Here is a 21,173-nt window from a genome sequence, read left to right on the forward strand (position 1 = left end):
CGGCTCTAGACATCGGGTCAGCTCCAGAGGTCGTGGCCGGCTGCGATGGCCTTGGCCAGGACGGTCTTGATCGGCTTCTTCAGGACCGCGGCGGCCGCGGCGACATCGTCGTACTCGGGCTGGACGTTGACCACCTGACCGCCGTACCGGGCGATCTTGACGTGAATCCGCTGACCGTCGACCGCGACGCTGGCGAACTCGCGGTCGGCGGCGTGCTTGCGCACCTCCGACTCGCGCAGGCCGATCGCGGACGTCTCGGACAGGATCACCGAGCGGACCTCCTCGGCGTTCGCACCGCCGACCAGGACCGACAGGGTGTGCGCCGGCCGGCCCTTCTTCATCAGGATCGGGGTGAGCCACGCGTCCGCAGCGCCGGCTTCCATCAGCCGCGCCAGCACCTGCGGCCAGATCCGCGGGTCGAGGTCGTCGACGTTGGTCTCGTAGACGAGTTCGGTGGCCGGGCGTCCGACGGATTCACCGACGATCACGCGGACGATGTTCGGCACCTCGATCGGGTCCCGCCCGCCCGCTCCGACACCGGTCTGCTGAATTCGCATCGCCGGTAGCAGGCCGAACTCGTCGGCCAGCGAGGCGAGGAGAGCGGCGCCGGTCGGCGTGGTCATCTCGTACGGCGCGGTGCCGCCGATGACAGGCGCGTCAGCTTCGGAAAGTAGAGCCAGTACTGCGGGGCCAGGAACCGGGATGCCGCCGTGCTGCCCACGAACCTGCCGACCGCCACCGAGCGCGATCGTGGAGACGACGATGTGGTCGAGTTCGAGCGCAACGGAGGCGGCGGCGACCCCGACGATGTCCGCGATCGCGTCGAGCGCGCCGACCTCGTGGAAGTGCACCTCGTCGGGCGTCACGCCATGCGCGGCAGCCTCGGCTCGAGCCAGCCGGGCGAACGTGTCCAACGCCAGCTCCCGCACAGCCTCCGCCAGCCCAGCCCCCTCAATCAACCGCCGAACCTCAGCCCACGTCCGCGTAGGCCCTCCAACCTCAGACCCCTGCCCATGCCGGTGCCCGGCATCGTCATGCCCGTGCCCATGACCGTGGCCGGCATCGCTATGCCCGTGCCCGGTGTCGCCGAGGCCCTGGGTCGCAGCGCCATTGCCAGCAGCAGCTTCGGGGTGGGCGACGGCCGCGTCACCAGCGGGCCCGCCCTCTTCGGCTTCGCCTTCCCTCTCCAGGCTGCCGGCAGCAGCCGGCCCCAGGTTGTCGGGGAGGTTTTCGGGGTGGAGTTCGCCGGCTACTCGGACTGAGGCTTTGAGGGCGGCGATTTGGTGGCGGCTGGTGCGGTCTACCGTCACCGAGAGCGAGGGGTCGACGGCGGCGACTGCGGCGTTGACGACGTCGAGATCGGCTCCGGCGGACAGGAAGGCGCCCAGCAGCATGTCGCCGGAGGCGCCGGCCGCGCAGTCGATCCAGGCGGTCCTCACTGCGACTTCACCTCCGTCGGTGCAGCGCGCCGCGCCACGCGGGCAGCGAACACACCGGCCCCGAAACCGTTGTCGATGTTCACCACGGTCACGCCGGGCGCACATGAGTTGAGCATGGCGAGCAACGCGGCCATGCCACCGAAGGAAGCGCCGTACCCGACGGAGGTCGGTACTGCGACCAGCGGTACGCCGACCAGCCCGCCGACGACGCTCGGCAGCGCGCCTTCCATCCCGGCGACCACGATGAGGCAGTCGGCGGCGTTCAGGCGTTCGCGCACGCTCATGATGCGGTGCAGGCCGGAGACGCCGACATCGGTGATCAGGTCGACGTTGGCGCCGAACACACCGACAGTCGTGGCAGCTTCGGCCGCCACCGGAGCGTCCGACGTACCGGCTGCGACGACGGCGACGGTGCCTCGTAGTACTGGGGGTGCGCCGAGGACCGCGGTACGGCCGACTTGGTCGACTACTGCGTGCGGCAGGGCGGAGGCGACGGCGGCTTGGGCCTCGACGCTCAGGCGGGTCGCCAGGACGGCGTGGCCGGGGTGGGTCTGGTGCAGGGTCTGCAGGAGCTCCACTACTTGCTCCGGTGTCTTCCCCGCGCCGTAGACCACCTCTGCGTCGCCTGTGCGGTCCAGGCGATCGGTGTCGAGGCGTGCGTAGCCGAGGTCGTGCACTCCGGGCAGTGGGCCGCCGCCGGGGTTTTGGTCAGGCAAATGAGTCACGCCGCGAATCTACGTGGGCCTGCCGCGATTCGCCGCTTCGGACCCCGGACGGGCACTCAGCGCAGCCACCTGATGACGCAGCCATTAGGCTGCCGTCGTGTCTTCGACGTTAGCCGGTGCTTTCGGGATCGCCGCTTTGTTCGTGGCGGTGCTCGCCCTCGTGTTCGCCATTCAGGCGCTCAGGGCGCAGACCGGTGCGCCCAAGGCCGGGGCGAAGCCCGCTGTCGCGCCGCAAGCTCAGCCGCAGGTCCAGCCCGCCGAGACGAGCCAGCCGGAGGCCAAGCCCGGCACGGTGAAGTCGGAACTGCGGCGGTTGAGCAAGGAGCTCGAGGACGCGCGGAGCGAGCTGCGCGAGACGCTGCAGCATCTCGCGGTGGTCCGGTACGACGCGTACGGCGACATGGGGGGCCGGCTGTCGTGGTCGATGGCGCTGCTGGACGACAAGGGTGACGGGGTCGTGCTGACGTCGATCAACAGCCGGAACGACGCGCGGTCGTACGCGAAGGAGGTCAAGTCCTTCGAAAGCGACGCCAAGCTGTCCCCCGAGGAGGAAGAAGCCATCGAAACCCTCCGCAAAGAAGCCGCCCAACCCCGAGAAACCCCCGAACACCAGTAACCCCACCCGCTTACCTGAGGCAGCTTCGGGCCGCCTATGTACCGGTTAGCGGCGTTTGGGGACTCGGACTACTAGGGAGCCGGGGTCTACCTCGGCGGTGAGGGTTCGGCCGGGGCCTATGCCGTCGCCGTCCAGTTGGCGTTGGACGTCTACGGCGGCGGTGACTTCTACCTTGCGGCCGGTGAAGCGTTCCAGGTACATCTCCGTGCGCTTGGTGCGGGTCATCACGCGCCAGAAGACGAGGGGCCACTGGGTGACGCGGCGGGGGGCGATGATGACGACGTCGATCAGGCCGTCGTCGGGGCGGGCGTCGGGGAGGAGGGGGATGTTCGCCTGGAGCATGCCGACGTTGCCGATCACGACGGTGCGGACGCGGCGCTCCAGTGGTTCGTCGTCGTCCAGCACGATGCGGACCTTCACCGACGGGTGGTTGATGTTCTTGGCCGCCGAGACCACGTACGCCGTCCAGCCGAGTTGCGCCTTCAGGATCGGTGGGGCGCCGGTGATGATCGCGGCGTCCAGCCCGAGGCCGGCCATCACCGCGAAACGGTCCGTGTCGAGGCCGTCGCCGGACACCTTGACCAGGTCGATCCGCCGGTCGCGGCCGTCCAGGATGCGCTCCAAGGCGTCGTCCAGGTCGAGTGGGATGTGAAGATTGCGGGCCAGCAGGTTGCCGGTGCCGGCCGGGATCACCCCGACCGGGATGCCGGTGTGCGACAACGCGGCGCACACCACCCGTACCGTCCCGTCACCCCCGGCGACCAGCACCAGGTCGGACTCGTTCTCGATCGCCAGTTTGGCCATCGCGTTGCCGGCGTCGTCCTCGCGGGTCTCCAGCCAGAGCGGGTCCTCGAACCCCCGGACCGCGAGCGCCCGGTTCACCTTGCGCCGGAACGCGACCCCGTCGCCGACCTTGATCGGGTTGACGATGACGGCTGCCCGCGGAGCCTCGGCCGCGCCGCTCTCGTCAGCCGGCGTACGACGGCGCCGTCGCCGCAGGCCGGGTCGCAGCCCGAACCCGATCGAGGTGGCGGTCAGGACGGCGAGTCCGAGCGCCCAGGCACCCAGGACGTCGGAGACCCAGTGCACGTTCAGCACGATCCGGTCGACCGACGCGAACCAGACCACCGCGATCGTAGGCAGCGCCACCAGCAGCCGGAAGCGGCGCCGCCACCCGCGGACGGAGGGCAACACCACTCCGAGTGCCCCGGCCATCACGAACGCTGCGGTCGCGTGCCCCGAGACGAAGGCCCAGCCGTCGGCCTCGCCCAGCATCTGCGCGGGCCGGGCCCGGTCGAAGATGTGCTTGACCGCCTGCACCAGACCCAGCTCGGCGCCCGCGGAGACGATCAGCCAGACGGTCAGCAGCCGAGCTCGCCGGTGCCAGAGGTAGATCGCGACAGCCAGGATGACGCCACGGCAGACCCAGGGCGTGGTGATCGCGCCGATCACCTCCCAGACGTCCACCACGTTGGGATGGGTCTGCCCGTACTCCGCCGCGCGGGCGGCCACGGACTCGTCCCAGCGGCGCAACGGCGGCCAGTCCTGGAAGACCAGCAGGGTGATCACGGTGAACGGCAACGCACCCAGGACAACCGTCAGCGCACGACCGACATGAGTAGGTGGATGCTGGTTCATACCCGCTCATTTCCCCCTTGGTCATCCGCTGGTGCCAGCTCATCATCCCCAATACACTTCGCCCCCGCTGACACGCCCCGATACTCTTCACGTGTGATCGATGCGAAATTGCTCCGTGAGAACCCCGATGTCGTCCGTGCGTCCCTGACCAAGCGCGGCGAGAGTACTGACCTGGTCGACCAGGTGCTGGCGGCCGACGGTGAGCGTCGATCGTCCATCGCGGCGTTCGAGTCGTTGCGGGCGGAGCAGAAGGGGCTCGGCAAGCAGGTCGCCCAGGCCAAGGGCGACGAGCGGACCGCCCTGCTCGAGCGCACCAAGGCGCTGGCCGCCGAGGTGAAGGCGACCGAGGCGGCCGCGACCGAGGCCGAGACGCGCTTCGACGAGCTGGCCGGCAAACTGCCGAACCTGGTTTCCGAGGAGGCTCCGGTCGGCGGTGAGAAGGACTTCACCGTGCTGGAGGAGATCGGCAAGCCGCGCGACTTCGAGGCCGAGGGCTTCCAGCCGCGCGACCACCTCGAGCTCGGTGAGCTGCTCGGCGCGATCGACATGGAGCGCGGCGCGAAGGTGTCCGGCGCCCGGTTCTACTTCCTCAAGGGCGTCGGCGCGCTGCTCCAGCTCGGCATGCTCCAGCTGGCGATCGCCCAGGCGGTGGAGAACGGCTTCACCCCGATGATCACCCCGACGCTGGTCAAGCCCGAGGTGATGGGCGGCACCGGCTACCTGAACGCGCACGACGACGTCTACCGGCTGGAAGAGCCCGAGCTCTACCTGGTCGGTACGTCGGAGGTCCCGCTGGCCGGCTACCACATGGACGAGATCATCGACGTCTCACACGGCCCGGTCCGGTACGCCGGGTGGTCGTCCTGCTACCGCCGTGAGGCCGGGTCCTACGGCAAGGACACCCGCGGGATCATCCGCGTCCACCAGTTCGACAAGGTCGAGATGTTCTCCTACTGCAGCCTGGAAGACGCTGCCGCCGAACACCAGCGGCTCCTCGGCTGGGAGAAGGAGATGCTGGACAAGATGGAACTGGCCTACCGGGTGATCGACACCGCGACGGGTGACCTCGGCGCTTCGGCGTACCGGAAGTTCGACTGTGAGGCGTGGGTGCCGACCCAGGGCGCGTACCGCGAGCTCACCTCGACGTCGAACTGCACCGACTTCCAGGCGCGCCGGCTGAACATTCGGCACCGCGACGCGGACGGCAAGCCGCGTCCGGTCGCGACGCTCAACGGCACACTGGCCACCACCCGCTGGCTGGTCGCCATCCTGGAGACCCACCAGCAGGCCGACGGCTCGGTCCGGGTGCCGGCCGCGCTGCGTCCGTACGTCGGCGGCCGCGAGGTTCTCGAACCGGTTGCCGGATGATCGACGGCTGGCGGCCGAAAGCCGTTGCCCTCGACATCGACGGAACGCTGATCGACCACGACGAACGCCTTTCCCAGGCGGTCGTCGACGCAGTACGCCGTACTGCGGCGCAGGTGCCCGTCATCCTCGCCACCGGCCGGGCCTGGCAGACCACCCGGCCGGTCGCCGAGATGTTCGGGCTGACCGACGGATTGGTTGTTTGCAGCAACGGTGCACGCACGTTGCGGATGCCCACAGGTGAAGTGGTCGACGAGCGGACCTTCGATCCGCGGACGGTGATCGAGTCGGTTCGCGAGCACGCGCCGAATGCCCGGATGGCGGTCGAGGAGTACGACGGCAGCTACCTGGTCACCGCGCCCTTCCCGGAAGGCGACCTCGGCACCGGCGCCACCGTCCGGGTGGTGACCGACGCCGAGCTGGCGCCGCAACCCGTGACCCGGTTGATCATCCGTGACCCGGAGCAGTCGGAGAGTGACTTCGTCCAGCTGGCCGAACGGCTCGGTCTGCACGGGGTGAGCTACTTCGTCGGCTGGACGGCCTGGCTCGACATCGCGCCCGAGGGCGTGGACAAGAGCACCGGGCTGAAGGTCGCGCTGGCGCAGTACGGGGTGGAACCGACCGATCTGCTGGCGATGGGCGACGGCCGCAACGACATCGAGATGCTCACCTACGCCGGGCTCGGGATCGCGATGGGTTCCGCGCCGGACGAGGTCAAGGCGAAAGCCGACGAGGTAACTAAATCGGTCACCGACGACGGCGTCGCGGCGGTACTCAATCGTTATTTCTGAACTACACCGGGAATTAACTGTTCGATCCTGATCGAATAGCCACCGGAGATAGTTTCACGCGGCAACCAAAAAGCCCGGAACTCCTGCACCAGCAGGGGTTCCGGGCTTTTGTGGAAGTCCGGCTGTGGTCTGACCGACGTGCTGATAGTCCGCTGGCGGGCCGAGTATCAGTGGTCAGGCGACGCGCGTGCTGCCGGGACGAGGCGATTGGCAAGGCCGGTCCACCACGGCGTCGAACGCGTCCAGGACGGCGCTCACCTCCGGGCGGGGGCGCGGAGCCTTGGCCGCCGGGCTCTGCCCACGACGAGCCCTGCGCAGGTGGCGCTTGACAGTCGACAGTGAGCATCCCAGTCGCATCGCCAGCGACTCCAGGCTGTCGTTGGGGTACTGCGTCCGCAGTCGCAGCACCTCTTCGTGGCTGACCGGCCGGCGCGTGCCCCGCGCTCCGGCCAGCTGGTCGAAGTCGTCTGCCTGGACCTCGACGTCCAGCAGATTCCGCATCGAGCGACGCTGCGCAGCGGTGGTGCCGGCGACAAAGCCGCTGACATCGTGCTGGGCAACGGCGCTGAACAAGCAGTCGGTGAACAACGGGCAGGACGCGCAGACCGCTTTGGCCTCCCGGACCAGCTGGTCGTAGCGTTCCCGTGTCCGCCGGGTTGCTGACGCAGGCGGCGGCTCTTCCATCAACCGGTGCTGGAAGATGTCCGTGCGTGCAGTGCAGCCCGTCATGGCCCCCTCCGTGATGGAAGATGTGTCGACAGCCGCACGAGAGCCGTTGCTCCCTTGCCCCGCTATCTTGGCGCTGTTGACGATCATCGTGGCTCCCCAAGTTCCAGGACCCGCGTGAACGAACGGTGAATGACGTTCGAACACTCGAGCCCACTAGCTGATGGACCGATCTGTTGCCGACCCACCCCGTGTCGTCCCGGCGCGGGACGCACCGATCCATAACTGTTGACGTTGCGGACGTGGATTTGGTTGCACCCAATTCCACATCGATATGCCGATGGTTTTGCCGGGGTGAGGCTGCGCCAGATCCCGTGATCCGGAACAGGCCTACGACGCGAAGGAATCGCCTCCGGTTCCCACTGGCCACCGCATGAAATCACGCGCAAACCCTGCAGCGCATGGGAACTAGCTGCCTTTGCAGCATCCTGCCGTAACGGTCTGATGACGTTGTTCAACGGTCAATCAGATTGCACGGAAAGCGATGTCCAAATGGTTGCGCCGCGGCCCGCGAAGGGGTATAGGTGGCGCGTTTGCCGGGCGTTACGGTGGTCGGGTGCGCATCCCCGAAGTAGTCCGCCCGCCGCGTCTGGTCGCGACCGATCTTGACGGAACCTTAGTACACAGTGATCACTCGATCTCGCCGCGGACCAAGGCCGCGGTGCTGGCGATCCAGGAAGCCGGCGCCCAGTTCGTGATGGTCACCGCCCGGCCACCGCGCTGGCTGCACGACCTCGCCGACCTGGTCGGCGCGCACGGTGTCGCGATCGTTGCCAACGGCGCCATTCTGTACGACGTCGTTCAGCGCAAGGCGATCCGCAGTTCACTCATCGATCCGCAGGTCGCCCTGGACGTCGCGCTGGCCATCCGGGCGGAGATCCCGGAGGTCGAGTTCGCCATCGAGCGACCGGACCGTTACGGACAGGAGCCGCGCTATCTCAATCGGTGGCCGACGCCCGACGACACCTTGGTCGCGGAGGTCGAGGAGCTGTTGTCCGAACCGGCCGCGAAGTTGCTGGTTCGCCATCCCAGCTGGCATTCCGACGACCTGCTGGCGCGGATCACGCCAGTGGCCGGGAGTCGGGTGACGGCGAGCCACAGTGGCGGTCACAGCCTGGTGGAGATCTCGGCTGGTGGGGTGTCGAAGGCGGCCATGCTCGCCGACTTCGCCGCCGACCTGGGTATCAAGGCCGACGAGGCGATCGCCTTCGGGGACTCGCTGAACGATCTGCCGATGCTCGCCTGGGCGGGTACGTCGTACGGGATGGCCAACGGGCACGCCGAAGTACTGGCGATGGCTGACGTCGTCTGCCCGGCAAACGACGAGGACGGTGTCGCCACCGTCCTCGAGGAACTCTTCGACCTCTAAGAACTACAAGTACATCCCGCCGCTGCCCGGGCCGTCCGTGGTGCCGGGTGGGCGGGGGCCGGGGAACGGGGAGCCGTCGTCGCTCGCCGGCATCTGCTGGCCGCCAGGCAGTGCGCGGCGCATCTGCTCCAGCTGCTGGCGAGCGGCCATCTGCTGGGCGAACAACGCGGTCTGGATGCCGTGGAACAGGCCCTCCAGCCAGCCGACCAGCTGAGCCTGCGCGATCCGCAGCTCCGCCTCGGTGGGCGTGCTGTCCTCGGTGAAGTCGAGGCTGAGTCGCTCCAGCTCCTCGACCAGCTCCGGAGCCAGGCCGCTCTCGAGCTCCTTGATCGACGCCTCGTGGATCGACCGCAGCTGCTGCCGGGAGGCCTCGTCGAGTGGGGCTGCCTTCACCTCGTCGAGCAGCTGGCGGATCATGTTCGCGACCCGCATCACCTTGGCCGGCTGCTCGACCAGCTCGGTCACCGAACGGGGCTCGTCGTCGTGGTCCTCGGATCGCTCGCGCGGCGGTCCCTCGACGGCCATGCCGTCCGGACCGACGATCAGGATCTTGCCGTCCTCGGTCTGGGCGCCGGTCATCTGTACTTCCCGGGCCTCCTGCTGCTCGCTCTCGCTCATTCCCCCATCCTAGGTGCGTCGCGGTCACGGCTCCTGGACGGCCTCAGGAGGTCTTCGAGCGATGCCTTCGCACTGCGTCGCGGTTCGCACACGCAGGGCTGCAATAGCGTTGCCGCCCGCCCCGGGACAGGTCGGCGTACACGTTGTCGCAGCCGTCCGTGGCGCAGCGGCCGAGTCGCGAGATGCCACGGCCGGCCAGGTGCAGCGCAGTACCGGTGCTGATCAGGGTGGCGACCAGTCGTCCGACCGGTACGTCGTCCGGTCGGTAGTGCATGTGCCAGCCGTCACCGGCGTGGTTGGTCAGCCTCGGATGCTCCGTGTACTTCGCCAGCATCGCGTTCATCAACCGCACCCGGCTCTGCTCGTCGGGCGCGTCCACAACCTCGAGCCACTCGTCCAACGCAACCCGTACCGCGGCCAAGTCGGCGGCCGTCACGCGTCGGTTCCGCACCAGCCGGCTCTCGACGCCGCTCTCCTCGCACCGCTCGGCCAGCTCGGCCGGGGTGGTGGCCGGGTTGAGGGTCAGGTTCACGGCCAGCAGGACCGCGTCGGCGCCGTAAGGGTTGAGATGCACAATGCCATTACAGCACGATGGACTCATGACCACCAGAGAAGACCATCGCCACAGCTGGCGGGTCGCGTCCTCGCACCCCGTCAGCGAGGGACTGCTCAGCTACCAGAACTGCGCGTGCGGCCAGTGGCGCGTGACCAGTACGCCGCTGCACCCGGTCGCCCATCCCGACCTGGCGAGAGTCGCCAAGTAGGTGCCTAGGGCAACCAGGCGCAGCGGTTCGCAGTACTAGTCGACCCGGCTGACCATCGGAAGCCGGGACCTGGTCAGCAACCAGGCCAGAAGTCCCGCAAACAAAGGAACGACGAGCACGATGCCGCCGATCTCACGCCAGGGAATCGCGAAGTACGGCGAACCGAAGGCCGCATGCGCGGTGTAGCCGTAGAGGGCGCCGACTCCCACTCCAAGCAGACATCCCAGCTCGCCGAGCACCCAGGCCTGGGCGGCGGCAAGACTGCGCCGACGTCGCGGGGGAGCGCCGACCGCTGCCAACGTCGCCAGGTCCGCGCGTCCCTCGGCCGCGGACAACGAGACCGAGATGGCCACGCCGAGCAGCGTGACGACAGTGGCCGCGCTCATCAGGCCGATGAACCACAACCGCGCCGGGCTCTCGTATCCCTTCTCCACCTTCAGAACGTCCTCGTGCCCGAGCAGCTTGGTCGCCGCTGCCAGTTCACTGTCCGTGGGCTCGCGCTTGAGTTCGTACTGCACCCGGTACGGCCGGAGGTTGCCGAGCTTCCGGGCGGCCTCCGGGCTGATCAGCGCGGAGGCCGACACCTGAGCGGTCTTGGGTGCTGACGGAACGACCACCGCCGCGTGCAACTGCCCTTTGGGGTCCTCCTGGAGATTGTCCTCGACCAGTTTGACCTTGCCGTCGGTCAGCCCTTCCTGCCGGGGCAGGACGATCTTGCCCGCGCGCATCGCCGCCGCGGCCTTCGCCCCGTACTCCGGGAAACGGGCGATGTAGTCCGGATCGACGACCATCAACGGCAATCCCCAGGTCCCACTTCCCGGCGGGGTGGTGACCGACAGAGAAGGGGTGTACTCGCCCGACGACTTGGCGCCGGGCAGCGAGATCGTGCTGATCTCATAGGTCTTCCTGGTCGGCAGCAGGCCGGCGACCTTCTCCACCGTCACCGGTGAATAGGGCACGGTGCCCGCGAAGGGCAGGGTGGCATCGCCGTGGATGGCGTCCGGGATGTAGTCGGCCGATTCGGCCGCGATCGAGTTGGAGATCGCAAACGCCATCGCCGCCGTCGCGCCGACCGACATCATGATCGCGGCGGCCGCGGGGCCGGTGCGATGCCGGTGCCGGGCCGCGTCGCGGAGCGCGAGCCGTCCGCTCAGTGGCAGGAAGCGGGCCACGCTCGCCACCTTGCCCACCAGGTTCGGCAGGAGCCAGACCAGTCCGATGATCACCGCGGTGATGCCCAGCAGGACCAGGGCGATCGGACCGGTCGGCGTGACGGTGGCCCGATAGGGCTCCGCCTGCGCGGCAACCGACTTCTGGGCCTGCGCGAACACACTGGCCATCCAGACACTGCCGACGATCGCACAGACGATTCCGCCGGCCACCAGGACGATCGCCGGTTTCCGCAACCGGATCACCCCGGTCGCCGAGGCGAACCGTCCGCTGAGTGCAGCCATCGGAGCCATGCGTCCGGCACTCACGGCGGGGACGACCGCGGAGGCGAGGCCGGCCAGCAATCCCAGGACGCCGACGATCACCAGCATCCGCCACGGAATGTTCACGCCGACGATCAGCGTGTTGAGCATCTTCTCCCACAACGGCCGGCCGGCGATCGTCGCGAGAACGGCGATCAGGACCGCCCCGCCCGCTCCGAGCAGGCCGATGAAGGCGCCCTGGACGAGCACGATCCGGCGGATGTCCTGAGCGGTTCCGCCGGCCGCCGCGACCAGGCCGAGCTCGCGGGTCTGCCGGCGGGCGCCGACCGCGAACGCCGTACCGGCCAGCAGCACGATCTCCAGGACGCCGAAACCGATCACCAGCGCGATCACCGCGGTTGCGCCGGCGTCCTGCGAGCCTCCCATCGTCGTCGGTGGCGGGTCGACGACATTTGCCCGAGGCAACAACATGAGGCCTTGGTCGAGGAGTTGGTCGCTCAGTGCGTCCGCGTCGGTCCCGGCGGGCAGATCGACCAGATACCTGATCTCCGCACCGGGCTGGGGCAGCGCCAGCGGTGTGTTCGGGCCGGCGTAGACGGTCTGCCGGTTCGGTTCGTTGAAGCTCCGGGCCAGGCCGACCACGGAGTACTTCTGGTCGGTCGCGGTGGTCAGCGTCGCGCCCGGCTTCAGCTGCTCGCCGTCCATTAAGTCGAGGTACTTCGCCAGCGAGGGGGAGACCGCCACCTCGCCCGGCTTGCCCGGCATCCGGCCACTGTCCAGCTTGAAGGTGCCCTCGGTCAGCTTGCTCTGACCGTCGCCGGTGATCAGCCGGACGCTCCGGTTCGCCTGTGGTCCGCGGAGCTCGACGTTGTTGACCTCCTGCAGCGCTCGAGCCGTCGTGCTGCCGGCGGGCAGCAGCTTCGACGGATCGACCTTGCCGGCGTCCCGCGTCCCCGCCGGGTCGACACCTTCGGGAAGTCCTGGCAGATTGCCGTCCAGGCTCGGCCGGTCCGTCCACGGGATCAGCTTCGGGTACGGCGTCACGGTGACGCGCGCATCCGCTTCGCCGATCGCCTGCCGGGCCAGCGTTTCGCCGGTCGGATCGCCGGCCGCCGACATCAACCCGATCCACGACGCCGCGAACACCGGTACGCCGATCAGCGCGGCGATGAGCAGAGTTCTCCCCACCGAGCGCCGGGCCGTTCGCCGGGCGATCCGCAGTGAGGGGCCCCAGCCGCCCATCAGCGGGTTTCCAGCAGAACGTCGGCCTCGGGCAGCGGGCCCGACTGACCTACCAGGACGCCATCACGCAGGTAGACCACGCGGTCGGCCCAGGCGGCGTGCCGGGCGTCGTGGGTGACCAGGACGCCGGCGATACCGTGCTGGTCGCACCGGTCGCGGAGCAGTTGGAGGACGGCCTCACCGGTTTCGGAGTCGAGCGCGCCGGTGGGCTCGTCGGCGAGCAGGATCCGGCGCTCGCCGACGATCGCGCGGGCGATCGCGACGCGCTGCCGCTGACCACCGGACATCTCGTCGGGAAACCGGTCGGCCAGCTCGCCGATGGCCACCTCCGCCAACGAGGCTTCGGCGTACTTGCGGGCCGCCCGGGCGCGAGTGCCGTCCAGTTCGAGCGGCAGCATCACGTTCTCGGCGGCGGTCAGGGCCGGGATCAGGTTGAAGTCCTGGAAGACGTAGCCGATCCGGCGCCGGCGCAGGGCGGCGACCGCCTTGGCGCCGAGCGTGGCCAGGTCGTTGCCGTCGATCATGATCTCGCCGCCGGTCGGCCGGTCCAGGCCGCCCGCGCAGGTGAGCAGCGTGGACTTGCCCGAACCGGACGGGCCCATCACGGCGACCAGCTCACCCGACTCCACCGCCAGATCGACGCCGCGCAGCGCGTGCACGGCCTGCTCGCCGGTGCCGTGCACCCGGGAGAGATTGCGGATATCAAGGATGATGCTCATTGGTGGGCCCCCGCCTGTCGGTCTTCGGTCTGGTTTTCGTGAGTGGCCTGAGTCGCCTGAGTGGCGGGTCGGGCATCGGGTCCGGCGTCGGGTTCGGCTTGCCGGGTGGCGGCGGTCCGGCTGTGGCGGGACAGCATCGCCTCGCAGTGGTCCAGCCAGCGGATCTCCGCCTCGGCGCCGAAGATCATCGACTCCAGCACCAGCAGCCAGGAGATCTCGCCGTCGCGGCTGCCGCGTTTGAGCCGGGTCAGCTCCTGCATCGACCGCATCGTCGCCGCGCGCTGCCGCTGCAGCACCGCCGTGACGTCGATCCCCGGTACGGCGAGAGCGAGCGCCAGCTTGATCGCCAGCTCGTCCCGGGGCCGCGACTCGCGCGTCACCGGCGTAGCGAACCAGCTCGCCAACTCGTCCCGGCCGGCCTCGGTGATCTCGTACAGCGACCGTCCGTCGGCGTCCTTGCCGGCCTGGCTGGCCTGCACCAGGCCGTCGCGTTCGAGCCGGGTCAGGGTCGTGTAGACCTGCCCGATGTTCAGCGGCCAGGTGGAGTTGGTGGCCGCCTCGAACTCGCCGCGCAGTTGGTACCCGTACTTCGGCTCCGTCCGGAGCAACGCCAGCAAACCGTGCTTGATCGACATAGATACTGAGTATGCATACTCAGTATTCCCAGGTCAACAGACTTCGATCAGCGGTGAAAAGACCAGGTCAGACGGTGAAGAGCCGATTCAGGTGGGTGTCGAGCGCGCCGGCGATGAAAGCCGGGCGCAGCTCGGCGGGCAGGGCGAGCGCCTGGACGGTCAGGCCGTCGACGACGGCGAGCAGGACGGCGGCCTCGGTCTCGGTGTCGGTCACCTCGGGTAGTTCACCGGCTGCGGCCGCCGCGTCGAGAGCGCGGGCCAACGCAGTCCGCTGCTCGTGGTCGGTGGTCGCGGCGATCTCGCGGAGGGTGGGTGACGTCGCCGCCGCCGCGGTGAAGGCCAGCCAGATCCGGGCGTCCCGGGCGCGTGAGTCGTCGAGCGGCAACCAGAGTTCGAGCGCCTGGCGTAGTACGCGGCGGGGTGGTGCGGTCAGGTCGACTGTGGCGAGCTTGAGGTCGAAGAGTTCGCTGATGTGCTGGAATGCGGCAGCGACGAGCTCGTCCTTGCTGCGGAAGTAGTACTGGACCTGGGCCAGTGAGATCCCGGCCGCGGCGGCGACGGTGCGCATCGTGGCGGCCTCGAGTCCGCGTTCGGCGATGACGTCGACCACGGCCCGCAGTACATGGGCACCGCGCTGAGACTGTTCCCCGTTCACATCACGACGGTACTAATCCTCGCGAACCAATCGCCGCACGAGGCGTGCGGTGGCCGCGTCGACGTCGTACCGGCGGCCGACGCCGGGCGTGAGCTGGTCGAAGACCAGGCCGTCGATCGCGAAGTGCAGCAGCCGGACCTCTTCGGCTCCACCGGGCAGCCCCGCCTGGACGTGGAACGAGACGTCGGCGTCGAAGCCCTGTTGCAAGGTGCGCGAGAGGATCTCGTTCAGGCCGGGTCGGCGGGCGGCCTCGAGACGGAGCTCGAACAGGGCAAGCGGGAGCTCCGGCCGGGTGAGCAGTCGCTCGACGATGTAGCGGACATAGTCGACGACCAGATCGACCGAGGGTGTCCGCTCGGCCAGCGGGGCCAGCACCACCTCGTCGGGAGCCAGCCGCTCGAAGATGCGCTCGCCGAGGGCTCCCAGCAAGGCGTCTCGGCTGCGGAAGTAGTTGGACGCAGTACCAGCCGGGAGCCCGGCGGCAGCGTCGACCGCTCGGTGGGTTAGGCCGCGGGCGCCCTGCTCGGCCAGTACTGCGAGACCCGCGTCGGCGAGCTGGGCGCGGCGTTCGGGGTTTCGGGGCATGTTGACAAGGCTAGCAGCTATCCACTACAAATGTCGTACTCAACAACGACAGCTGTAGTAGTCAGGAGACTCTATGCAACCCGCAGCCTTCGGAGCCACGGTGGTCACGGCACGGCCGGCTGAGGTCGCCGCGTTCTACAAGCAGCACTTCGACCTGAAGATGACCCTCGACCTCGGCTGGTTCGTGGTGCTGCGCCGGGGCGAGGCCGACTGGGAGCTCGCCATCACGCAGCGGGGCCACGAGACGGTCCCGGCCGCGGTCTCGGCGCTGACCGAGAGCACCAACGTCTTCGGCTTCATCGTCGAGGACGTCGACAAGGTCGCTGCCGCCCTGGTCGAGGCCGGCGTCGAACTGGAGACCGAGCCGGTCACCGAGGTCTTCGGCCAGCGTCACTTCTTCGTCCGCGACCCGGAGGGCACCTGGATCGATGTCATCCAACTGGTCGCCCCCGACCCGGCCTGGCTGGCCGCCAACTTCCCGCCGGCCGAGTAGCGGGAAGACCGCCGGCCGGACCTCGCCACGGGCCCGGACCGCCCCCACTCACAAACCTGCCTTCGGCAGCCTCCTGCCCACCCATCCTCGCCTGGCCAGGACCGGCCGGGCGAGGTTTGTGAGTGGCAGCCGTCCGGGAGGCCGGCGTAGTGGCAGCGTTTGTCAGAGGGTCAGGAGCACTTTGCCGATGTGGTTGGACTCTTCGAGGGCCTGGTGAGCTTCGGCGACGGACTCCAGCGGGTAGGTGCGGTGCACGATCGGCCGCACCTTCTTCGCGGTCACCAGCGGCCAGACGTGGCCGACCACCTCGGTGAGGATCTCGCCCTTCTCGACCACTGACCGGGCTCGCAGCGCGGTCCCGGTGATGGAGCCACGGCGACTCATCAACCGGCCGAGATCCAGCTCGCCCTTGGTCCCGCCCTGCAATCCGATGATGACCAGCCGGCCGTCGTACGCGAGTGCTTTGACGTTGTCCGCCAGGTACTTCGCACCGATGATGTCGAGGATCACGTCCGCGCCGGCCTTGCCGGTCGCCTCCTTCACCACCGAAGCCCACTCGGCTTCCTTGTAGTTGATCGCGACGTCCGCACCGAGTCGGGTGCAGAAGTCCATCTTGTCCTTGCTGCCGACCGTGCAGAGCACGCGGGCACCGTGCGCGACACCGAGCTGGATCGCCATCGTGCCGATCCCGGACGAGCCGCCGTGCACCAGCAGCGTCTCGCCCTCCTTCAGATGCGCGGTCATGAACACGTTCGACCACACCGTCGCGACGACCTCGGGCAACGCGGCCGCGCTCACCAGATCGATGCCTTCCGGCACGGGCATCACCTGCGGCGCCGGCACCACCACCTTCTCGGCGTACCCGCCGCCGGCCAGCAGTGCGCAGCACTCGTCACCGACCGAACAGCCCTCGACCTCGGCGCCGACCGCGGAGATCGTGCCGGACACCTCGAGCCCGATCGTGCCCGGCGCGCCTGGCGGTGGCGGGTAGAAGCCCTGCCGCTGGAGCAGATCCGCACGGTTCACCCCCGCGGCGACCACATCGATGACGACCTCGTCCACCGCCGGCGTGGGGTCCTCGATCTTCCCGATCTTCAGAACCTCGACGCCACCAGCACCCTCACAAACCACAGCTCGCATGCCAGCCACGGTACTGCCTCCCCGCTGGTGGCGGTTCGAGTCACGAGCGGACGATCTTCGCGAGGTCACCAGCAATGCTGCCGAGTGGATCGACGGTGCCTATCGACTTGAACCAGTCCCAGAGTTCCAGCGAATGATAAAGCCGGTAAAGCGTCGTCCTGGCGCGCCAGTCGGCAGGCAGTTCGCCTTACCCGTCGATGAGCCCGGCGAGCTTGTCGGTGTCGCCCCGGATCGAGTAGGCCTCGGTCTTGGCAAAGTCCATCAACGGGTCGGCCGCGATCGCATTCTCCACGTCGACGAAACCGCGCACCCGCCAGGTCCCGGGATCCACGGGCACGTTGCCCTCGTGAAAGTCGTTGTGACAAAGGGCGGCTGCTGTGTTGTGTTTGAACAGATCCGCGTGCGCGTCGACGTACCGGGCGATGTCTTCGCCGAGCTGGTGGTCGCCGCCGAGTTCACTGAATTCCTGGAGCTTCTTGGCGAATTGGCGGCACATATAGGCATGGTTGGTCGGCAGCGGCTCGAGGAGCTGATCGGTGAGATACCCGTACGCCGGTTGCGTGATGCGGTGGACCCTTGCGAGCAGCTGACCCAGTTGTACGTAGACAGCCCGCCAATCGGGTGGCTCGGCCTCGGACAGCGGTACGCCGTCGAGCTTGGTCAGCACCGTGTAGGCGGGCTCGCCGTGTTCTGCGTGGATCACCTGCGGGACGGCATCACCGAGCTGGTTCGCGAGGAGCCCGTAGACGTGGACTTCCTTCGCCTGCTTCCAGGCCCATTCGGGTTCGTAGATCTTCACGATCACCGGCGCGGCGGCGTACCGGCGTACCTCGAAGACGGTGCTCAGCTGGCCGCCCGACCGCGGGACGATCTCCACGATCTCGCTGCCGGGGCAAGCCTTCTCGACCATCGCGGCGATGTCCACGTGCGCCAACCTAGGGCTGGGCCGGTTGGCTGTCGAAGTGTTTAGTCGTCGAGGTCTGCCCAAGAGTCGACGTCGTCACCGGCTCGGGTGGGGGCCGACCAAGCGAGGTTGAGTCCGTGGAACAGCCGTCGAACCGACTGGTTGTGTGGGTCCCCGAGTCGCTGCAACGCCTCCACCAGCGCCGTACGCCGGTATGCCGCCGCCAGCCACTGCTCGCGGCTCCCCGTATCGCGGAGTCCGAAGCCGTCGTGCTCACCGATGCCGCTGGCCAACTGGGTGACCTCGTCGGCGGTGATCCACGGGAGATCGCAGGACAGCAACACCACGACGGGCGCTTGCCCGACGGCGAGGCCGGCCGCGATCCCGGCAACCGGTCCGCCGCCCGGTGGGGACTCCCTGGTCCATTCCACCGGTCGTACGACGGTCCGCTCCGGCCCGACCACAACGGTCGTCGCCGCGGAGATTGTTGCCGTCAGCACCCGATCGAGCAGGGAGATCCCGTCCAGCACGAGCATCGCCTTGTCCACGCCACCGAATCGGGTGGACCCGCCACCGGCCAGTACCACCGCATCGAATTCCACACCCCCAGTCTGCCCCTCCCGGCGCACTGGGTGATGCGGCACCATGGAGGAGTGAAGATCGCCGTGGTGCAGACCGCCAGTACGCAGGACAAGGCCGCCAACCGCGACCTGGTGACGCGGCTCGTCGCCGACGCCGTCCGGAGCGGGCCCGAGCTGGTCGTCCTGCCCGAGGCGATCATGGCCGACTTCGCCACCGAAGGTGGGTCGGTCGGTGAGCTGGCCGAGCCGCTCGACGGCGAGTTCGTCGGCACGCTGCGCAAGCTCGCGGCCGAGCATGGTGTCGCGATCGTGGCGGGCATGTTCGAGCGCAGCTGCGACGAGGTCCGGCCGTACAACACGCTGCTCACGGTCGGCTCGGACGGTGACCTGCTCGGCGCCTATCGCAAGATCCATCTGTACGACGCGTTCGGCTATCGCGAGTCGGACCAGTTGACGTCCGGCGACGTGGCGCCGGTGGTCGTCGAGGTCGCTGGGCTGAAACTCGGCTTGATGACTTGCTACGACCTGCGGTTCCCCGAGTTGTCGAGGGCCCTGGTCGACGCGGGGGCGGAGGCGTTCGTCGTACCGGCTGCTTGGGTGCGTGGGCCGCTGAAGGAGTATCACTGGACCACGTTGCTGACGGCTCGCGCGATCGAGAACACCTGTTACGTCGCGGCCGCCGCGCAGAACGGGAAGAAGTACTGCGGACTGAGTCAGATCATCGACCCGCAGGGCATCGCCGTCGCCGCCGTGGGGGAGGCGGACGGGTTCGCGGTGGCCGAGCTCTCGACGGAGCGGCTGGCCGAGACGCGGCGCCGCAACCCGTCGCTGCTGAACCGAAGGTTCACGGTCGCGCCGCGTTAGTTTCCTGAGACCTTCCTCGTCCGGTTCACCTGCTCGGGTTAGCCTCCTCGGGTGACCCTGCGGCCGGACGGATTCGATCTCGACCACCATGGCGATCTCGAGGTCGGTCACGGCCTGGTCGATCTCGCCGTCAATGTGCGCGCCGGTACGCCGCCCGGCTGGCTGGTCGAGGAGATCGGCGCGAGCCTCACCGACCTGGCGGGGTACCCCCGGCAGGACGCCGCGCTGGCCGCCGTTGCCGTCCGCCACCACCGTGATCCCGCGCAGATCCTGCTGACCGCGGGAGCCGCGGAGGCGTTCGTCCTGATCGCACGGGCCTTCCGGCCGAAGCATCCGGTGATCGTGCACCCGCAGTTCACCGAACCCGAGGCGGCGTTGCGATCGGCCGGTCACTTGGTCGACCGGGTGCTGCTGAGTGCCGCGGACGGCTTCGTGCTCGACGCCCGGGCGGTGCCGACCGACGCCGATCTGGTCGTGATCGGGAATCCGACCAACCCGACGTCGGTCCTGCATCCGGCAGACGAGTTGCGCGAACTGGCTCGGCCCGGTCGCATCCTGGTGGTCGACGAGGCCTTCATGGACGCCGTACCGGGTGAGCCGGAATCGTTGGTGGGAGCATCGATTCCTGGGCTGGTGGTGGTCCGGAGTCTGACCAAGACGTGGGGGCTTGCGGGGCTGCGGGTCGGGTACGTGGTGGCCGCTCCTGGGTTGATCGAGCAGTTGGCCGCAGTACAGGCGCATTGGCCGGTGTCTACTCCTGCGCTCGCTGCCGCGATTGCGTGCAGCACCGAACGCGCTCTGACCGAGGCGAGTGAGGCCGCGGTCGAGTTGGATCGTCAACGCGCTCATCTGCTGGCCGGGTTGGGGTGCGCGGGCGTTTCGACGTACGGGGTCGCGCGGGGGCCTTTTGTGGTGGTGCATGTGGCCGGGGCTCTGGGATTGCGGGAGCAGTTGCGCGAGCGTGGGTTCGCCGTACGGCGGGGCGACACGTTCCCGGGATTGGGGCCGGACTGGTTGCGGATCGCGGTGCGGCCCGAGGCGGTCACGGACGCGTTCCTGAAGGTCTGGCAGGACCTGCTCGGCTGAGTCGCGGCGGCCATTGCTGGGCCTGTCTCGGCTGGGTCGCTGTGCCTGTCGGCCGGCGCTTCGGATCGCCTCGTCGATCGCTGCCGAACCGAGTGCCCGTTGTAACCCGTGCGGGGGTTTAGCTCCGGTCTACTTTGCGCACAGGAGAGTCGGCAGGACACTCCGGGCACTTCGAAGGGAGCAGCATCATGGGCATGAACGACGACGACATGACCACCTCGTCGACCGGCAACGAGGGGCCGGCCGACGGTGGGGCGTCGAGTGGTGCCACCGACGGCGGAGCTGACGGCGGCGCCGGCGGGAACATCTCCAGCGGCTCCGGCGACCCCGGTGGCGAAGGCTTGGCGGATGGCGGCGCGACAGTAGGCGGCACGGACGGTGGTGCTGACGGCGGTGCCGACAGTGGCGCCGGTGGCGACTCCGGTGGTGCCGAAGACAGCGGTGGTCAGAGCAGCTACTCCGGTGGCGGGGAAGGGCCTGCTGATGGCGGGGCTGACCCAGGTGCGACCGATGGCGGTGCCGACGGTGGTGCCGGGGGTGAAGGCGGCTACTCGGGCGGTGCGGGGAGTGAAGGCGGCTACGCAGGCGGGGCCGGTGACGGCTCGTCAGGTGGTGGCTCAGAGGGACCTGCGGACGGCGGCGCCTCGCCTGGTGTCAGCGATGGCGGCGCTGACGGAGGAGCCGACAGTGGCGCCGAAGGCCCAGCGGACGGCGGCGCCGAACCAGGCGCGACCGACGGCGGTGCTGACGGCGGTGCCGGCGGGAACTCCGGAAGTTGGTGACCG

The 21,173-nt window shown here is 68.8% G+C and carries 23 protein-coding genes; 9 read left to right on the plus strand and 14 right to left on the minus strand.

Annotation, left to right across the window (positions count from 1 at the left end):
• Positions 1–17: 17 nt before the first annotated feature.
• Both larC and larB read right to left on the minus strand, forming a co-directional pair.
• On the minus strand, positions 18–1,439 hold the full coding sequence (larC, locus tag ACQPYM_RS01160) for a nickel pincer cofactor biosynthesis protein LarC (RefSeq protein ID WP_433013348.1): 1,422 nt from the start codon (positions 1,437–1,439) through the stop codon (positions 18–20).
• Entirely contained in the window at positions 1,436–2,164 is a 729-nt protein-coding gene (gene larB, locus ACQPYM_RS01165) for a nickel pincer cofactor biosynthesis protein LarB (protein WP_433013351.1), read from the minus strand. The genes larC and larB overlap by 4 nt, the downstream gene beginning before the upstream one ends.
• A gap of 97 nt (positions 2,165–2,261) precedes the next feature.
• Between larB and ACQPYM_RS01170 the strand changes: the two genes are divergently transcribed.
• Positions 2,262–2,780 (plus strand): DUF4446 family protein, encoded by a 519-nt coding sequence (locus ACQPYM_RS01170; protein ID WP_433013354.1) that lies wholly within the window; start codon positions 2,262–2,264, stop codon positions 2,778–2,780.
• 45 nt (positions 2,781–2,825) lie between these two features.
• Here the strand turns inward: ACQPYM_RS01170 and ACQPYM_RS01175 are convergent, their stop codons facing one another.
• Complete coding sequence (locus tag ACQPYM_RS01175) at positions 2,826–4,418, minus strand: diacylglycerol kinase family protein (RefSeq protein ID WP_433013357.1); 1,593 nt, start codon at positions 4,416–4,418, stop codon at positions 2,826–2,828.
• A 93-nt stretch (positions 4,419–4,511) separates the two neighbouring features.
• On the opposite strand from ACQPYM_RS01175, the gene serS reads away from it, so the two are divergent.
• Both serS and ACQPYM_RS01185 read left to right on the plus strand, forming a co-directional pair.
• Positions 4,512–5,786 carry a serine--tRNA ligase gene (serS, locus tag ACQPYM_RS01180; RefSeq protein ID WP_433013360.1) on the plus strand — a complete coding sequence of 425 codons (1,275 nt, stop codon included), beginning with the start codon at positions 4,512–4,514 and terminating at the stop codon, positions 5,784–5,786.
• A complete protein-coding gene (locus ACQPYM_RS01185) occupies positions 5,783–6,574 on the plus strand; it encodes an HAD family hydrolase (RefSeq protein ID WP_433013363.1) in 792 nt (263 codons plus the stop codon). The genes serS and ACQPYM_RS01185 overlap by 4 nt, the downstream gene beginning before the upstream one ends.
• A 174-nt stretch (positions 6,575–6,748) precedes the next feature.
• On the opposite strand, the gene ACQPYM_RS01190 is transcribed toward ACQPYM_RS01185, so the two are convergent.
• Positions 6,749–7,303: a WhiB family transcriptional regulator gene (locus ACQPYM_RS01190; protein WP_433013366.1), complete on the minus strand. Its 555-nt coding sequence runs from the start codon at positions 7,301–7,303 to the stop codon at positions 6,749–6,751.
• Between the two features lie 553 nt (positions 7,304–7,856).
• Here ACQPYM_RS01190 and ACQPYM_RS01195 point away from each other — a divergent pair.
• Complete coding sequence (locus tag ACQPYM_RS01195) at positions 7,857–8,669, plus strand: HAD family hydrolase (RefSeq protein WP_433013369.1); 813 nt, start codon at positions 7,857–7,859, stop codon at positions 8,667–8,669.
• 3 nt (positions 8,670–8,672) lie between these two features.
• On the opposite strand, the gene ACQPYM_RS01200 is transcribed toward ACQPYM_RS01195, so the two are convergent.
• The gene (locus ACQPYM_RS01200; protein WP_433013372.1) at positions 8,673–9,287 is read right to left on the minus strand and encodes a bacterial proteasome activator family protein; all 615 of its coding nucleotides are present in this window, start codon (positions 9,285–9,287) and stop codon (positions 8,673–8,675) included.
• 43 nt (positions 9,288–9,330) lie between these two features.
• The gene (locus ACQPYM_RS01205; RefSeq protein WP_433013375.1) at positions 9,331–9,861 is read right to left on the minus strand and encodes a CGNR zinc finger domain-containing protein; all 531 of its coding nucleotides are present in this window, start codon (positions 9,859–9,861) and stop codon (positions 9,331–9,333) included.
• A 25-nt stretch (positions 9,862–9,886) separates the two neighbouring features.
• Between ACQPYM_RS01205 and ACQPYM_RS01210 the strand changes: the two genes are divergently transcribed.
• Positions 9,887–10,051, plus strand: a complete 165-nt coding sequence (locus tag ACQPYM_RS01210) for a hypothetical protein (RefSeq protein ID WP_433013378.1) — start codon at positions 9,887–9,889, stop codon at positions 10,049–10,051.
• A 35-nt stretch (positions 10,052–10,086) separates the two neighbouring features.
• Here the strand turns inward: ACQPYM_RS01210 and ACQPYM_RS01215 are convergent, their stop codons facing one another.
• The 5 genes from ACQPYM_RS01215 to ACQPYM_RS01235 all read right to left on the minus strand — a co-directional run bounded on the left by ACQPYM_RS01215 (position 10,087) and on the right by ACQPYM_RS01235 (position 15,320).
• Positions 10,087–12,672 (minus strand): FtsX-like permease family protein, encoded by a 2,586-nt coding sequence (locus ACQPYM_RS01215; RefSeq protein WP_433013381.1) that lies wholly within the window; start codon positions 12,670–12,672, stop codon positions 10,087–10,089.
• Between the two features lie 53 nt (positions 12,673–12,725).
• Positions 12,726–13,445, minus strand: a complete 720-nt coding sequence (locus ACQPYM_RS01220; RefSeq protein WP_433013384.1) for an ABC transporter ATP-binding protein — start codon at positions 13,443–13,445, stop codon at positions 12,726–12,728.
• Positions 13,442–14,080, minus strand: a complete 639-nt coding sequence (locus ACQPYM_RS01225; protein WP_433013387.1) for a PadR family transcriptional regulator — start codon at positions 14,078–14,080, stop codon at positions 13,442–13,444. Before ACQPYM_RS01225 ends, ACQPYM_RS01220 begins: the two co-directional genes overlap by 4 nt.
• Before the next feature lie 67 nt (positions 14,081–14,147).
• Positions 14,148–14,735: a TetR/AcrR family transcriptional regulator gene (locus ACQPYM_RS01230; RefSeq protein WP_433013390.1), complete on the minus strand. Its 588-nt coding sequence runs from the start codon at positions 14,733–14,735 to the stop codon at positions 14,148–14,150.
• A gap of 12 nt (positions 14,736–14,747) precedes the next feature.
• Positions 14,748–15,320: a TetR/AcrR family transcriptional regulator gene (locus tag ACQPYM_RS01235; protein WP_433013393.1), complete on the minus strand. Its 573-nt coding sequence runs from the start codon at positions 15,318–15,320 to the stop codon at positions 14,748–14,750.
• A 73-nt stretch (positions 15,321–15,393) separates the two neighbouring features.
• Between ACQPYM_RS01235 and ACQPYM_RS01240 the strand changes: the two genes are divergently transcribed.
• A complete protein-coding gene (locus ACQPYM_RS01240) occupies positions 15,394–15,813 on the plus strand; it encodes a VOC family protein (protein ID WP_433013396.1) in 420 nt (139 codons plus the stop codon).
• Between the two features lie 162 nt (positions 15,814–15,975).
• Here the strand turns inward: ACQPYM_RS01240 and ACQPYM_RS01245 are convergent, their stop codons facing one another.
• The 3 genes from ACQPYM_RS01245 to mobA all read right to left on the minus strand — a co-directional run bounded on the left by ACQPYM_RS01245 (position 15,976) and on the right by mobA (position 18,459).
• Positions 15,976–16,953, minus strand: a complete 978-nt coding sequence (locus ACQPYM_RS01245; RefSeq protein WP_433013399.1) for an NAD(P)H-quinone oxidoreductase — start codon at positions 16,951–16,953, stop codon at positions 15,976–15,978.
• A gap of 187 nt (positions 16,954–17,140) precedes the next feature.
• Positions 17,141–17,878 carry a phosphotransferase family protein gene (locus tag ACQPYM_RS01250; RefSeq protein ID WP_433013402.1) on the minus strand — a complete coding sequence of 246 codons (738 nt, stop codon included), beginning with the start codon at positions 17,876–17,878 and terminating at the stop codon, positions 17,141–17,143.
• A gap of 41 nt (positions 17,879–17,919) precedes the next feature.
• Complete coding sequence (gene mobA / locus ACQPYM_RS01255; protein ID WP_433013405.1) at positions 17,920–18,459, minus strand: molybdenum cofactor guanylyltransferase; 540 nt, start codon at positions 18,457–18,459, stop codon at positions 17,920–17,922.
• Positions 18,460–18,510: 51 nt separating this feature from the next.
• On the opposite strand from mobA, the gene ACQPYM_RS01260 reads away from it, so the two are divergent.
• The 3 genes from ACQPYM_RS01260 (at position 18,511) to ACQPYM_RS01270 (ending at position 21,170) form a co-directional block, all read left to right on the plus strand.
• Positions 18,511–19,302 (plus strand): carbon-nitrogen hydrolase family protein, encoded by a 792-nt coding sequence (locus ACQPYM_RS01260; RefSeq protein ID WP_433013408.1) that lies wholly within the window; start codon positions 18,511–18,513, stop codon positions 19,300–19,302.
• A 51-nt stretch (positions 19,303–19,353) separates the two neighbouring features.
• Positions 19,354–20,388, plus strand: a complete 1,035-nt coding sequence (gene cobC, locus ACQPYM_RS01265; RefSeq protein ID WP_433013411.1) for an Rv2231c family pyridoxal phosphate-dependent protein CobC — start codon at positions 19,354–19,356, stop codon at positions 20,386–20,388.
• A gap of 194 nt (positions 20,389–20,582) precedes the next feature.
• On the plus strand, positions 20,583–21,170 hold the full coding sequence (locus ACQPYM_RS01270) for a BatC protein (RefSeq protein WP_433013414.1): 588 nt from the start codon (positions 20,583–20,585) through the stop codon (positions 21,168–21,170).
• The last annotated feature ends 3 nt before the right edge of the window (positions 21,171–21,173 follow it).

This window comes from Kribbella sp. CA-294648 (genome assembly GCF_050943845.1).
In the GTDB taxonomy this organism is placed as follows: Bacteria; Actinomycetota; Actinomycetes; order Propionibacteriales; family Kribbellaceae; genus Kribbella.